Raw genomic sequence first — 13768 nt, forward strand, 5'->3', positions numbered from 1 at the left:
GCCGCCTTGACCGAGACCGGCATCCACTACCTCGACGCGCGCGCGCCCGATGGCGTGCGCCTCTATGCGATCGGCGACGTGCATGGCCGGCTCGATCTGCTCGCCGCCATGCATCGCCGCATCGAGAGCGAACTCGAATACAAGCCGACCAGCGATTGGCGCGTCATCCACCTCGGCGACTATGTCGACCGCGGACCAGAGTCCAAGGGCGTCATAGACTTCCTGATCGAGGCACAGAAACGCGATCCACGGCATCTGATGCTCGCCGGCAACCACGATATCGGCTTCCTCGATTTTCTCGACGAGCCTGACCCGGAAGGGCTGTTCATCCGCTATGGCGGCGTGCAGACGGCACAATCCTATGGCGTCGACCTAGCGGGACACGCAAGCTGGTTCGGCAAGGCCGAGGCGTTACGGCGGGGACACCAGGCACTGGTCAATGCTGTACCGCAGGCCCATGTCGACTTCCTGCGGTCGCTGCAATTGTCACTGATATCAGGTGATTTCTTCTTCTGCCATGCTGGCGTCAGGCCTTACGTGCCGCTGGAGAGCCAGAGCCCGCAGGATCTGGTCTGGATACGCGACGTCTTCCACAACCATCCAGGGCTTTACCCGAAGGTGATCGTGCACGGCCACACACCGGTGCCGGAGGCGGAGGTGATGCCGAACCGCGTCAATGTCGACACGCTCGCCTGGCAGTCAGGCATGCTCAGCGCGCTCGCCGTGGACGGCGCGGACAAGCGTATCCTGACTGTGCAGGGAAAAGCGTTTTAGCGAAGCCCGGCGGTGACGCCGTAGCCGTCGACGGCCTGATGGTTGTTGGCTGCATCGGCGGAATAAATGCCGAGACCGCACAAAACGATGGCAGACAGCATGACAAAGGACAGAAGCGCTGCTTTCACGGACGTCATCTCTAGTTGAGCTTCCTGCATCTGGGCACGAGGCGGTTACCAATGGGTTGAAACCGAGAATTCGTCTCAAAGTTTCGACGATTTCGCGCTTGTAGGTCGATTCTGTATCGGCGGTGTGTCGCGCGGATCACACAGAAGGTTCATCGCGGTTGCATTGCCGATGTATAGCGCGCGCCTTGTAGGATAGCGTTCGGCCACAAACCAAGGACGAAAGAAGTTGTCCCCGGCAGATTCCCCGCCGCGTGCCAATTATGCAACGGATAGAGCGGTTCGCCGCTACGGCGAACCGCTCTATCCTTTTATCTGACGCAATTTCGGACGGAAAACCGCTTCACACTTTTCCTGGAATTGCTGACTGCGCGCGGCCAGTCTCAGATCGTCGCCACCCAGGCGCGGGCAATGGCCAAGCCCGCGGCGTCGGCCTCGGGGCCGTTGCGTGCCATTTCGCTGTCGAGGCGATCGTGCCAGTCGGGATGGCGATCGGCAATCAGCGGCGCGAAGGACGTGCTCCAGTCCCTCACCATCGGCCGGTCGGCCTCGAAATGGAACTGGAAGCCGTAGACGGCGCGGCCGATTCGGAACGCCTGGTTCTCAGCAATTTCGCTGCCGGCAAGCCGCACCGCATTTGACGGCAGCGCGAAAGTGTCGTCGTGCCATTCGAAGATGGGGAAATCCTGGGGAAGTGCGCCAAGCACCGGATCGGTTCTGGCGTCCGGCGTCAGCGATACCTTGTGCCAGCCGAATTCCGAGGCGCCGCCGATCTGGTTCTCACCGCCGAAAGTGCGGGCAACCAACTGGCTGCCCAGGCAGATACCGAGAACCGAGCGATCCTTGGCGGCGAAATCGCGGGTCAGTTCGAGCAGCGCCGGGAAATACGGGTAGTCATCGTCGGCCAGCGCATTCTGACCGCCGCCAAGCATCACCATGGCATCGTGTCCGGTCGCGTCGTCCGGCAGCGCATCGCCCTTGTAGGGCCGGCGCAGGTCGAGATCGGCGCCGGCTTCGGCGAGCGCGGCACCAACCTGGCCAAGGCCGGTGTTGTCGTAGTTCTGGACCACCAGCACCCGCATCGCAAAACCCTGCTGACATGAAATGACGCGACGAGCGATATCATGTCGCCCGTATTGCAGCCAAGATGCGTATTCGGGAGAGAGCTATGCCACTGCAGAACCGGGTCGATCCGTTCGGCGCCATCCATGCCATATCCGAGCGCGGCCTGTTCACCGGCAATCGCGGCATCATCCACGATCCTGAGACCAAGACGCTGCTGAAAAAGCGTTGGGCCTTGCCGGCCTGGATCATCTGCGTCTGCCAATTCCGCAATGCGCGGCGCGAGCCGATGGGCAGGAACAGGCCGGGCGGCAGGGCCGGCTGGACCGAGTTGTTCTTCCTCGACGAGGTGACGGCGCTGGCCGCCGGGCACCGTCCCTGTTTCTATTGCCGGCGTGAGCGAGCCACGGATTTTGTCGGGCGTTTCGGCAAAGTCTTCGGTGTAAACGAACCGCGCGCGCCAATGGTGGACAAGCGGCTGCACAAGGAGCGGCTGGCTTCCGGCGGCAAGCCACCTGATGTCACCATGGGAGAGCTTGCCGAATTGCCGGACGGAGCGATGATCGCGGATGGCGGCTCGGCCTATGCGCTGCGCGGCGGCAACGCGCTGCCCTGGTCGTTCGCAGGCTATGGCGATGCGGCGGCCTTCGACAGCCTTGCCGGCCGGTCGCTGCGCCTGCTCACACCGGCCACGACCGTTTCGGTGCTGCGGCACGGTTTTGAACCGGTGTGGCATCGTTCCGCCGAGACTTGACGCCAGGCACCGCCTCGCCCATTCCTCGGCGATGCGCGCCAATTACAAGATGCAGCGGCTGTTCGTGCCGGACGACCTCGCGGCAGGCATCGAATTCGATGCCGGCCAGCAGCAGAGCCATTATCTCACGCATGTGCTGCGGCTCGGCGAAGGCGCCGAGATCCTGGTCTTCAACGGCCGCGACGGCGAGTGGTCGGCGGCGATTGCCACCAGGTCGAAAAGGGCGGTGCGGCTGAAGGTGCTGGCCCCGCAGAGACCGCAACCGCCCCTGCCTGACCTGATCTATTGCTTCGCGCCGCTGAAACAGGGCCGGCTAGACTATCTCGTGCAGAAGGCGGTCGAGATGGGCGCCGGCATCCTGCAGCCGGTAATCACCCAGCACACGCAAGTGGCAAAACCCTCCATCGACCGGCTGCGCGCCAATGTCGTCGAGGCGGCCGAGCAATGCGGCATACTGGCGGTGCCGGAAGTGCGCGAGGCCGAGAAATTCGAGCGCCTGCTCTCCGGCTGGGACAAGGAACGCCGGCTTATCTTCTGCGACGAGGATGCCTCGACCAACAACCCGCTGCCGGCATTGCAGGCGGTGCCGGAGAGGAAGCTGGCGCTGCTGGTCGGGCCGGAGGGCGGCTTTTCCGACGACGAACGCAAGATGCTGCGGGCGCTCCCCTTCGTCACTGCCATCCCGCTCGGACCGCGCATCCTGCGCGCTGACACAGCAGCTGTAGCGGCGCTTGCGGTGATGCAGGCGACGGTCGGAGACTGGTAAGAGGCGTAAAGATCAATTCCTGTTGACCTGTGGCTCAGGATTTTTCGCTTGATCGGCTGCTGACATTTCGTCCATTTAGCGCCGGCGGGCTCCGAGAGCCGCAGAGGGGGCCCCATGGCGCGCGACACAACCGATTTCCGGCCAATCGAAGGCATCGACGAACTGGTCGAGCATCTGGCCGAAGGCAACAAGCCGCGCGACAAGTGGCGCATCGGGACCGAGCACGAGAAGTTCCCCTTCTATGTCGACGGCAACGCGCCGGTGCCTTATGGCGGCGAGCGCGGCATCCGCGCCATCCTCGAAGGCATGCAGCAAAAGCTCGGCTGGGACCCGATCATCGATGACGGCCGCATCATCGGCCTGGTCGAGCCGACCGGACAGGGCGCGATCTCGCTGGAGCCTGGCGGCCAGTTCGAGCTGTCGGGCGCGCCGCTGGAAACGATCCACCAGACCTGCCGGGAGGGCAATGCGCATCTGGCGCAGGTACGCGAGATCGCCGAGCCGATGGGCATCCGCTTTCTCGGCCTCGGCGGCAGCCCGAAATGGTCGCTGGCCGAGACGCCGAAAATGCCGAAATCGCGCTACGAAATCATGACCCGCTACATGCCCAAGGTCGGCACCAAGGGTCTCGACATGATGTATCGCACCTGCACCATCCAGGTGAACCTCGACTTCGAAAGCGAAGCCGACATGCGCCGCAAGATGCAGGTGTCGCTGAAGCTGCAGCCACTGTCGACGGCGCTGTTTGCCAACTCGCCCTTCACCGACAGCCGGCCGAACGGGCTGCAGAGCTGGCGCGGCGACATCTGGCGCGACACCGACAACCAACGCTCGGGCCTGCTCGAATTCTGCTTCTCGCCCGAGTTCGGCTTTGCCGACTATGTCGAATGGGCGCTCGACGTGCCGATGTATTTCGTCATCCGCGACGGCCACTATCACGACATGACGCACATCACCTTCCGCCAGTTCATGGCCGGCGTTGCCCGCAATGAAGTACCGGACGGACTGCCCACCATGGGCGACTGGGCGAACCATCTGTCGACCCTGTTCCCTGACGTCAGGCTGAAGCGCTTCCTCGAAATGCGCGGCGCCGATGGCGGGCCGTGGCGCCGCATCTGCGCGCTGCCGGCCTTTTGGGTCGGGCTGCTCTATGACGAGGCCGCGCTCGACGCCGCCGAGGCGCTGACTTCGAGCTGGACCTATGAAGAAACGCTGGCGATGCGCAATGCGGTGCCGGAACAAGGCATTTCCGCGCCGTTCCGCAACACGACGCTGCGTGAGATCGGCCGCGATGTAATGACCATTTCGCGCCTTGGGCTCAAAAATCGCGGCAGGAAAAACCGCGACGGCTATGACGAGACCTCGTTCCTCAACACGCTGGACGAAGTCGTGGCACGCGGTACCACCAGTGCCGAGGAAATGCTGTCGGCCTACCACACGCGCTGGGGCGGCTCGATCGAGCCGGTGTTCATGGAATATGCGTATTAGCGTCGCGCCTCGAGCAGCGGCAAAAGCCGCTTCAATCGAACATCGAAACGAACTAGGTTCTCCCTCGAGGATTTCCGGGAGGAGAAACCGATGCCTACCTTGTTCGACATATTGGCGCAGGCGCAGAACGGCAACGGCATGCAGGCGCTTGCCCAGCAGTACGGGCTTTCCATGCAGCAGACGCAGGCGGCTGTCGCCGCTCTGCTGCCGGCCTTCTCGCAAGGGCTGCAACGCAACACCGCCGATCCCTATGGGCTAGGCGCCTTCATGACGGCGATGGCGAGCGGCCAGCACGCCAAATATTTCGAGGACGCGACCAGGGCTTTCTCACCGCAAGGCGTCAATGAGGGCAATGGCATTCTGGGTCATCTGTTCGGCTCGAAGGAGCTGTCGCGCGCGGTGGCCAGCCAGGCCGCGCAGGCGACCGGCGTCAGCCAGCAGATCTTGCAGCAGATGCTGCCGGCCATCGCTTCGATGGTGATGGGCGGATTGTTCAAGCAGACGACAAACCAGTTGACCGGGGGTCAGATGCAGGCCGCCGGTGGCTTCGGCGGCGGCAGCAATCCGCTCGGCGAGATCATCGAACAGATGATGCGGCAGGCCGGCGGCGGGGCACAGCCTGCGCCGCAGCCAGCACCCAATCCTTACGGTGAGAACCCGCTGGGCAAAGTGCTGCAGGACATGTTCGGCGGCGGCGCGCAACAGCCGCAAAGCCAGCCGCAACAGGCGCCCAACCCCTATGGCGACAATCCGCTGGGCAAGGTGCTGCAGGACATGTTCGGCGGTGGCGCGGCACAGCAACCGCAGGGCCGGCCGCAGCAGCCAACACAGCCGCAACAGACGCAGAGCCCTTACGGCGATAACCCGCTGGGCAAGATTTTTGAAGAGATGATGCGGCAAGGCGGTGGTGGCGGCTTCGGCCTGCCCGGTGGGCAGCCGGCGCCGCAGCAGCCGCAAGCACCCCAGCCGCGACAGGCACCGCAGGAGCGCCAGGCGCCGCAACCGCAGGCCAATCCGAGCGGCAGGCCACGCAATCCGTTCGACGATATTTTCGGCAAGATGTTCGAGACCGGCGCCCAGCAGCGCGAGGAGTATCAGAAGGGCGTGGAAACGATCTTCGACCAGTTCAAGCGGGACATGGACCGGCGGTAGTTGGCGGTAGTTGGGCGCTGACCTTCGCGGCTTCGGAGCAAGGAACGAAGCGACGCGGCGCAGACCGCACGATGACGACGGAGCTTTAAAAGAAAAGCCCGGTCCTGGAGGAGGACCGGGCCAGTGTGCAGGCTGGCCGGCGGGGACCGGTAGGGAGTGGGGAGCCTGCTATACTCGTTGGTCGCAGCGAGCCTGAGAAAGGTTCACGGCAACCGAAACAATGCGCCCGATATCACGCTATCTGGCGGGCGAGATCTTCGATCGTATCGGCACGATCGCTCGCAATCGCACGCAGCTTCACGGTCGGATCGGCGCCGAACGGCACATCGATGGCGACATGGAGATCCGCGCGTGTCAGGCCGATATCGGCGAGTTCGGCGTCCGACATCTCGCCGAGGCGATAGAAGGCCCGGCGATTTTTCCAGGCCTGGTAGGCATTGAGAAGGGTGTTGGCCACGCGCGTCGCAACGGCCGGACGCGAGGTTATGCGCGAGGTCTCGGTGGCGAAATCAAACGTGGTCATGTCGGTCTCCTTCAGACTCGAACTGGACAAGACCAGGCGATCGGCGCTGAGGACAGCGGCCGTTCCGGTCTCGATTCACATGCCTTCATGCGGACAATGTGAATTTGCCACGCACCGATTGATTAATCCAACGAATGTTTCTAATCTTTAGCATCAACGCTAGTGATGGATTGGACCGATGAAAGCGCCACTCGATCTCGACCAGTTGCAGACCTTCATCTCGATTGCCGATACCGGCAGCTTTACCCGCGCGGCCGAGGAAGTGCTGCGCACGCAATCGGCGGTGTCGATGCAGATGCGGCGGCTGGAAGAGCGGATCGGCAAGCCGCTGTTCGAAAAGGACGGCCGCACCAACAGGCTGACCGAGGAAGGCGACAAGCTGCTCTCCTACGCGCGCCGCCTGCTCTATCTCAACCGCGAAACGCTGGCCGCCTTCGATGACCAGCGGCTCGAAGGCACCATCCGCATCGGCACCCCCGACGACTATGCCGACCGGTTCCTGCCCGAAATCATGGCACGCTTCACACGGTCAAACCCGCGCGTCGAACTGACCGTCATCTGCGAGCCTACCCCAGGCTTGGTCGAGCATATCAAGCGCGGCAATCTCGATCTTGCGCTGGTGACGCACAACGATACGCGCGGCCAGTCGGAAGTGGTGCGGCGCGAGCCGCTGCTATGGGTGACCTCGGCCAACCATGCCACGCACGAACAGGAAGTGCTGCCGATGGCCTTCGGCCGGCCGAACTGCATCTGGCGGCGCGCCGCCGTCGATGTGCTCGACCGGCAAAACCGCGACTATCGAATCCTGTTCACCAGCTTCTCGGCCACCGTCATCACCGCCGCGGTGCTGTCGGGGCTGGCGATCTCGGTGCTGCCGGAATGCGCGCTGCGGCCCGGCATGCGAGTGCTGGGCGAAGCCGACGGTTTTGGCGCCCTGCCCGACTGCCGCATCGGCATCATGCGCGGCCAGACCTCGCGTCCCGAAATCGTCGACGCGCTGGCCCGGCACATGTCGGAAAGCCTCGACAATATTTCCGTGCCGCTCGGCGAAGAAACGGGAAGCTTCGATTTCGCCTCGCTCGCCTTCGCCAAGATGAAGCGGAGCAAGCCGAACCAGATCCTGCCTGGCTGGTAGGAACGATCAGGCCGACGCTGCCGCCTCCGTCGTTGCGTTGGCCGACGACAGGCCGGGCAGCGCCACCAATTGCGCCGGCTCCAGCGGCGGCGACAAGAGGTAGCCCTGCAACTGCTGGCAGCCCATGGCGACCAGCAGCGCCTTTTGCACCTCGGTCTCTACGCCCTCGGCGGTGACCTCGACCTTGAGCGCGCCGGCGAGATCGATCAGCGCCTTGACGATGGCGCCCGAATTGCCGTCGCCGTCGAGAAGCCGCACGAAGGAGCGGTCGATCTTGAGCTTGTCGATGGCATGGCGGCGCAGATAGCTCAGCGACGAATAGCCGGTGCCGAAATCGTCGAGCACAATGCCGACGCCCGACTGGCGCAAGGCTGCCAGAGCCGCTCTGGTGGTGTCGTTGTTTTCCAGGAGAACGTTTTCGGTGATCTCGAGCTGCAGGCGCTTCGGCGCCAGTCCCGTTTCGGCGAGGATCGAGGCAACCTCTTCGGCAAAGCCGGCGTCGCGCAATTGCAGCGGCGAGACATTGACGGCGAGCCACGGCAGTTTTGTCTTCACAGCGAAGCGGCAGGCTTCCAGCAAGGCCCATGCGCCGAGCTGCCCGATCATGCCGCGTTCCTCGGCGATGGCGATGAACTGCGCCGCCGGCAGTGCGCCATGGACCTCATGCGCCCAGCGGATCAGCGCCTCGGCGCCGACAATGGTCTTGCCGTCGCTGGCAAAGACCGGCTGGTAGGCGAGCTTGATACCGGTGCCGCCATTTAGCGCGCTGCGCAGCTCGCTCTCGACCTTGCGCTTGCGCAGCAAAAGGTCGTCCATGTCGCCGGCGAAGACCTGGTAGCGGCCACGGCCGTTCTTCTTGGCTTCGTAGAGCGCGATGTCGGCCTTGCGCAGCAGATCGTCTGCATCGGCATCAGGGCCTGTCGACAAGGCTATGCCGATGCTGGCGCTGACAAAGACCTGATCGTCCATCAGTTTGAACGGCTCCTGCAGTTTCTGCAGCACCCTCTCGGAAATATCCTCTGCGTTCCTGACGTCGCGGACATCGATCAGGATTACCGCGAATTCGTCGCCACCCAACCTTGCCACCGTGTCGACGTCGCGAACCGTATGCTGAAGCCTGGCCGCCGTCTGGCGCACGAGTTCGTCGCCTGCCGGGTGACCAAGCGTGTCGTTGACATGCTTGAAGCGATCTAGATCGAGATAAAGCAGCGCGACCTTGCTTTCATTGCCGGAGGTAAGCAAGGCACGCCGCAGCCTGTCCTCGAACAGTGCCCGGTTGGGCAGGCCGGTGAGCGTGTCGTGAAAGGCGAGATATTGCGCCTGGGCCTGGCTGGTCTGCAGCGCCGATGACGCACGGCGCAGACGCCGGAGCAGAAAGGCGAGCACGCTCGCCGCAACCAGCGCGGCCAGAGCCAGGGCCGGGCTGGCCTTGCCCACCAGCGTCAGGCCGGGCCGTTCCTGGTCCCAGGCAATATAGCCGAGGATGACACCCTGTTTGTCGATAAGCGGAATGGCAGCCGAGCCAAGCGGCTGAGCCATCGGCAGGAGATGCGCCCCCGCCAGAAGATATTTCTGCGCGATCTTGCCGATCACCGCGTCGTTGATGAACTCTATGGAGACATGCAGATATTCGCTGCCGGATGCCTGGGTGACGCGATCCGAACTCGGCACCAGAGGCATGACGCTGAGTATGGCAGGCTGACCGCCAAGCGAGACCAGATCGTCGGCAACGAATTTTGCGCCGGCCTGGCTTGCGTCCTTGCTCATCATCTGGCGCAACCTGGCGATTGTCGGCCGCAAAGCGGGTTCGTCCTCGCCAAAGACGGCAGGCGAGACGACCTTCCCTTCGCGCATGGCGTGGACCGGCCGGTTGGCGTCGTCCAGCACATAGACCCGGTTGTGGCCGTAATACGAGGACATCCAGACGCTGAGATTCTCTGCCATCCAGGTCTGGTTGCCGGCCTTGGCGTTGATAACGGAATCATCCCAGACGGCGACGCTTTCCTGCTCGCGCTTTACCGCGGCGACCTGGTCCTGCAGGCCGTTGGCCAGGAAAACCTTCTGCCGCTCGAGCGAGACCCGGTCGGCCTGCATGGTGGCGTAAAGGCCGAAGCCGACAACGATGGCCAGTGCAAAAACGGCAAGCGTCAGCACCGTCAGGGTGACCTGGAACGTCAACGGGCTGCGTTGTCTGCGGGCGCTCATGCGTCCTCCTTGGCCCAGAGTCAATCAGGACAGGCTTAAGATCAAGTTATGGAATCTTGACGCGGAGCGACAACAGCCGCTCAATCGGCCGATGAGCGACGCAGAATCCGAATCACGAACCAATGCCACCGAATACACGGTGAGCGAGATTTCCGGCGCGCTGAAGCGCACGGTCGAGGATGTCTTCGGCCATGTGCGGGTGCGCGGCGAAATTTCCGGCTATCGCGGGCCGCACTCTTCCGGCCATGCCTATTTCACCCTGAAGGACGACCGCGCGCGGCTTGACGCGGTGGTCTGGAAAGGCACGATGGGCCGGCTGAAATTCCGCCCCGAAGAGGGGATGGAGGTGATCGCCACCGGCAAACTCACCACCTATCCCGGCAAATCCAACTACCAGATCGTCATCGACAATCTCGAGCCGGCGGGCGCCGGGGCGCTGATGGCGCTTTTGGAAGAGCGCAAGCGGCGACTGCAGGCCGAAGGGCTGTTCGACGCCGGCCGCAAGCGGCGGCTGCCCTTCATGCCGCGCACCATCGGCGTCGTCACCTCGCCGACCGGATCGGTGATCCGTGACATCATCCATCGCATCAAGGACCGCTTTCCGCTGCATGTGCTGGTCTGGCCGGTAAGAGTCCAGGGCGAGACGGCGGGGGCGGAAGTGACGGCCGCCGTCAACGGCTTCAACGCGCTGGCCTGGGATGGCGCGATTGCCCAGCCCGACCTTCTGATCGTGGCGCGCGGCGGCGGCAGCCTTGAGGACCTCTGGGGGTTCAACGATGAAGGGCTGGCGCGCGCCGTCGCCGCCTCGCGCATCCCGGTGATTTCGGCCGTCGGCCACGAGACCGACTGGACCTTGATCGACCTCGTCGCCGACATCCGCGCACCGACGCCGACAGGTGCGGCGGAGATCGCGGTGCCGGTGAAAGCGGACCTCGAAGCGACACTAGCCAGTCTTGGCGCACGTCTCAAAGCAGCCACCTTGCGCAATTTCGAACGCAAGCGGCAGGCCTCGCGTGCGGCGGCCCGGGCACTGCCCTCGCCCGACCAGTTGCTGGCGCTGCCGCGACGGCGGCTGGACGAGGCGGCCAGCCGGCTTAGCCGGGGGCTGATGGTCTCCACCGAAAGAAAGCGAGCTCGGTTCTTCGCCGTGAAGCTCACTCCGGCAACGCTGTCGCGGCGGATTGCCGAGGCGCGACGAACCAACGACCGCAACCTTTTGCGCGCCCAGGGGGCGCTGCGCGCATTGGCGAGAGCCCGGCGCGCGGAACTCAATCGCGCAGCGGATCAACTGCCAAAATGCGCAAAAGCATCCCTGCAACGGCACAGGCAGCAACTGGCTTTGCTGCAAGGCCGCATTACGATCGAGCCAACGGCACGGCGGCAAACCGTGCAGAGGGATCTGCTGACAGCTTTGACGAGACGCGGCACGCAGGCGGTACTGCTCAGGCTGGAGCGACTGCGCGGCCGCATCGTCCAATCCGAGAGGCTGATGGCAACGCTGTCGCACAAGGCTGTGCTGGCCCGCGGCTTCGCGCTGGTCAAGGATGCCGACGGCGCGGTGATCAAACTGGCAGTTGATGTGGCGCCGGGCGCTGGCCTGCAGCTGGAGTTCGCCGACGGCATCGTAAATGCAGTCGCGACCGGCGACGCCGAGCGGGTGCAGGTCGTTGCCAAACCAGCGGTCACGCCGCCCGCCAGCAAACCCGCCGCAAAGCCGACGGCCAGCAAACCGAAAGAACCGGGCAATCAGGGCTCGCTTTTTTAGAGGACCGCATGACCGGACATGACCCGCATCTTCAAACGCCGGCGGGCAAGCCGCGCGCCCGTGCTTTCGGCATTGCCTTCGAGGGCACGCCGGGCGGCTTCAACACCATCACCGATGTGCCCGGCGTATCGGTCGGCTATGCGACGCTGATTTCCGGCGAGGGTCTGCTCGAGGTTGGCACGGGGCCGGTGCGCACCGGCGTCACCGCCATCCTGCCGCGGCCGTTGGCTGAGCTCGCCACGCCGGTGTTTGCCGGTGTCTTCAGCCAGAACGGCAATGGCGAGTTGACGGGGTCGCACATTATCGAGGAAGTCGGCGCCTTCAACCTGCCCGTCACGATCACCAACACGCATTCCTGCGGCGTCACCCGCGACGGCACGCTGCGTTGGATGCAACGCGTGCTGCCGGCGGCGCTCGACAGCGGCTGGGGCCTGCCGGTTGCGGCGGAGACCTATGATGGTTTCCTCAACGACATCAACGGTCATCACGTCGGCTTCGAAGATGTCGAAGCCGCGCTCGACGGTGCCGCCGGTGGAGCGATCGAGGAAGGCAGTGTCGGCGGCGGCACCGGCATGATTGCCTTTGGCTTCAAGGCCGGCTCGGGCACGGCATCGCGCATCGTCGAGTGGCAGGGCATCAGGCATACGGTCGGCGTATTCTTGCAGGCGAATTTCGGCAAGCGGCGCAATTTCACACTGCGCGGCGCCCGCGTCGGGCCCGATCTGGTAGAGCCGGCGATGCGCGAAGGCACGCCGCGTGCCGAAAAGGACTCGATCATCGCCATCGTCGCCACCGATGCGCCATTTCTGCCGCACCAGATGAAGCGGCTGGCAAAGCGCGTGCCGCTCGGCATCGCCATGACAGGCGGCTTCGGCTACCACAGTTCGGGCGACATTTTTCTGGCCTTCACCACCGCCAATCCGCAAGCAGCACTTGCACCGTCGGGACGAACCGCAAACGCCGCTTACATCCCGGACGTCGATATCGATCCGTTCTTCGATGCGGTGGCGCAAGGCGTAGAGGAGGCGATCCTCAATGCAATGGTCGCCAATGAGGATATGAGCGGACGCGACGGCAATTTCGTGCCGGCGCTGCCGAAGGCCTGGCTGAAAGATCGATTTGGATAGAGGACAAGGCCTGGCGGCGCCAGGCCTGTTGCGTCACGGCTTGGCCGCGTTGCTCTGGTCGGCCTCGGCCGCCTCTTCGAGCCGCGATGCGATCAGTTCCTGGATGTCGCCGACTTCTTCCTGGATATCTTCCAGCGGAATGCCGACCTCAGCGGCCTTGGCCGCGCACTCCTTGGCGAGGGTCTCGGCCTGCTTCTCGATCTTTACCGGCGAGTGCTGGCAGTGAACCTTTTCACCGATCCATCCGCGCAAGAACTCGATCGCATGTTCACTCATACTGCTTTTCCCTGGCGGCTATGCCGGTTGGTAACCGTAAACGTCCGCACCCGGTAAAGGATGCATGCTGCCATTCGAACCGAGTCGGCTTCGCCCGGCAAGTTGATCTTGTCGGAGGTCCGAAGAGCCGAATGAAGGGAAGGGTTCAATGAGCACGTTCTGATTGTTTGATAGAGTGGTACGTTGGCCGGGATCGGCTTCGGCTCTATGCTATTGTTCTTACGATCTTTTCCTGCTGTCGACGGCCGATTTGTATCACAATAGGGATCACAACGCGTAACACATTTTCTGCTGCTTCGTGGTACACCGCCACAGCTACACGGTCGAAGCCGCCGCTATATAGTGACATCATTATGCGATGTCGACTCTATCAGCCATCCTGCTTCTTTCCGCCGCGCTGTGTCAAACGTCATCCCCGTCCAGTATGGAGATCGGATGGCCCCGGAGGGCGTATGAAGATGTTGATTTTATTGCGTTTCGTGGGCCAAAATCAGAAAGCTCTCGTCAGCGTCACCCCGCTCGACTGCCTCCGCCACACTCAGCGCCTCCGACGTCGATTCCTTGCACGTAAGGCGCGGGCCGGATGAACGACAACATTGGCGCTTTGGCAGCGCGC

The 13768-nt window shown here is 63.6% G+C and carries 13 protein-coding genes; 8 read left to right on the top strand and 5 right to left on the bottom strand.

The genetic code is table 11. From position 1 onward, the window contains the following. Window positions 1-6: 6 nt before the first annotated feature. Window positions 7-774, top strand: a complete 768-nt coding sequence (locus NKI46_RS25980) for a metallophosphoesterase family protein (protein ID WP_352748696.1) — start codon at window positions 7-9, stop codon at window positions 772-774. On the opposite strand, the gene NKI46_RS25985 is transcribed toward NKI46_RS25980, so the two are convergent. Both NKI46_RS25985 and NKI46_RS25990 read right to left on the bottom strand, forming a co-directional pair. Then, complete coding sequence (locus NKI46_RS25985) at window positions 771-911, bottom strand: hypothetical protein (protein WP_352748776.1); 141 nt, start codon at window positions 909-911, stop codon at window positions 771-773. The two genes, NKI46_RS25980 and NKI46_RS25985, sit on opposite strands and share 4 nt — an antisense overlap. Before the next feature lie 371 nt (window positions 912-1282). Further along, on the bottom strand, window positions 1283-1981 hold the full coding sequence (locus NKI46_RS25990; protein ID WP_023701293.1) for a type 1 glutamine amidotransferase: 699 nt from the start codon (window positions 1979-1981) through the stop codon (window positions 1283-1285). An 86-nt stretch (window positions 1982-2067) separates the two neighbouring features. Here NKI46_RS25990 and NKI46_RS25995 point away from each other — a divergent pair, with 86 nt between their 5' ends. From NKI46_RS25995 to NKI46_RS26010, 4 genes are all read left to right on the top strand, one after another. After that, window positions 2068-2715 carry a hypothetical protein gene (locus tag NKI46_RS25995; RefSeq protein WP_023686822.1) on the top strand — a complete coding sequence of 216 codons (648 nt, stop codon included), beginning with the start codon at window positions 2068-2070 and terminating at the stop codon, window positions 2713-2715. A gap of 31 nt (window positions 2716-2746) precedes the next feature. Beyond that, entirely contained in the window at window positions 2747-3481 is a 735-nt protein-coding gene (locus NKI46_RS26000; RefSeq protein WP_352748699.1) for a 16S rRNA (uracil(1498)-N(3))-methyltransferase, read from the top strand. 114 nt (window positions 3482-3595) lie between these two features. Beyond that, window positions 3596-4969 (top strand): glutamate--cysteine ligase, encoded by a 1374-nt coding sequence (locus tag NKI46_RS26005; protein ID WP_023670558.1) that lies wholly within the window; start codon window positions 3596-3598, stop codon window positions 4967-4969. A gap of 90 nt (window positions 4970-5059) precedes the next feature. After that, on the top strand, window positions 5060-6121 hold the full coding sequence (locus NKI46_RS26010) for a DUF937 domain-containing protein (protein WP_352748701.1): 1062 nt from the start codon (window positions 5060-5062) through the stop codon (window positions 6119-6121). A 232-nt stretch (window positions 6122-6353) separates the two neighbouring features. On the opposite strand, the gene NKI46_RS26015 is transcribed toward NKI46_RS26010, so the two are convergent. Further along, a complete protein-coding gene (locus NKI46_RS26015; RefSeq protein WP_023670560.1) occupies window positions 6354-6644 on the bottom strand; it encodes a DUF1127 domain-containing protein in 291 nt (96 codons plus the stop codon). A gap of 178 nt (window positions 6645-6822) precedes the next feature. Between NKI46_RS26015 and NKI46_RS26020 the strand changes: the two genes are divergently transcribed. Then, a complete protein-coding gene (locus tag NKI46_RS26020; RefSeq protein ID WP_352521132.1) occupies window positions 6823-7779 on the top strand; it encodes a LysR substrate-binding domain-containing protein in 957 nt (318 codons plus the stop codon). Window positions 7780-7785: 6 nt separating this feature from the next. On the opposite strand, the gene NKI46_RS26025 is transcribed toward NKI46_RS26020, so the two are convergent. Beyond that, window positions 7786-9984 (bottom strand): bifunctional diguanylate cyclase/phosphodiesterase, encoded by a 2199-nt coding sequence (locus NKI46_RS26025; protein ID WP_352748703.1) that lies wholly within the window; start codon window positions 9982-9984, stop codon window positions 7786-7788. 91 nt (window positions 9985-10075) lie between these two features. Here NKI46_RS26025 and xseA point away from each other — a divergent pair, with 91 nt between their 5' ends. Beyond that, complete coding sequence (xseA, locus tag NKI46_RS26030) at window positions 10076-11749, top strand: exodeoxyribonuclease VII large subunit (protein WP_352748704.1); 1674 nt, start codon at window positions 10076-10078, stop codon at window positions 11747-11749. A gap of 8 nt (window positions 11750-11757) precedes the next feature. After that, the gene (locus tag NKI46_RS26035) at window positions 11758-12876 is read left to right on the top strand and encodes a DmpA family aminopeptidase (protein ID WP_352748707.1); all 1119 of its coding nucleotides are present in this window, start codon (window positions 11758-11760) and stop codon (window positions 12874-12876) included. Window positions 12877-12909: 33 nt separating this feature from the next. Here NKI46_RS26035 and NKI46_RS26040 read toward each other — a convergent pair whose 3' ends face one another. After that, window positions 12910-13152 carry a DUF768 domain-containing protein gene (locus NKI46_RS26040; RefSeq protein ID WP_023670565.1) on the bottom strand — a complete coding sequence of 81 codons (243 nt, stop codon included), beginning with the start codon at window positions 13150-13152 and terminating at the stop codon, window positions 12910-12912. Window positions 13153-13768 lie beyond the last annotated feature (616 nt).

The organism is Mesorhizobium sp. M0615 (assembly GCF_040320805.1).
In the GTDB taxonomy this organism is placed as follows: Bacteria; Pseudomonadota; Alphaproteobacteria; order Rhizobiales; family Rhizobiaceae; genus Mesorhizobium.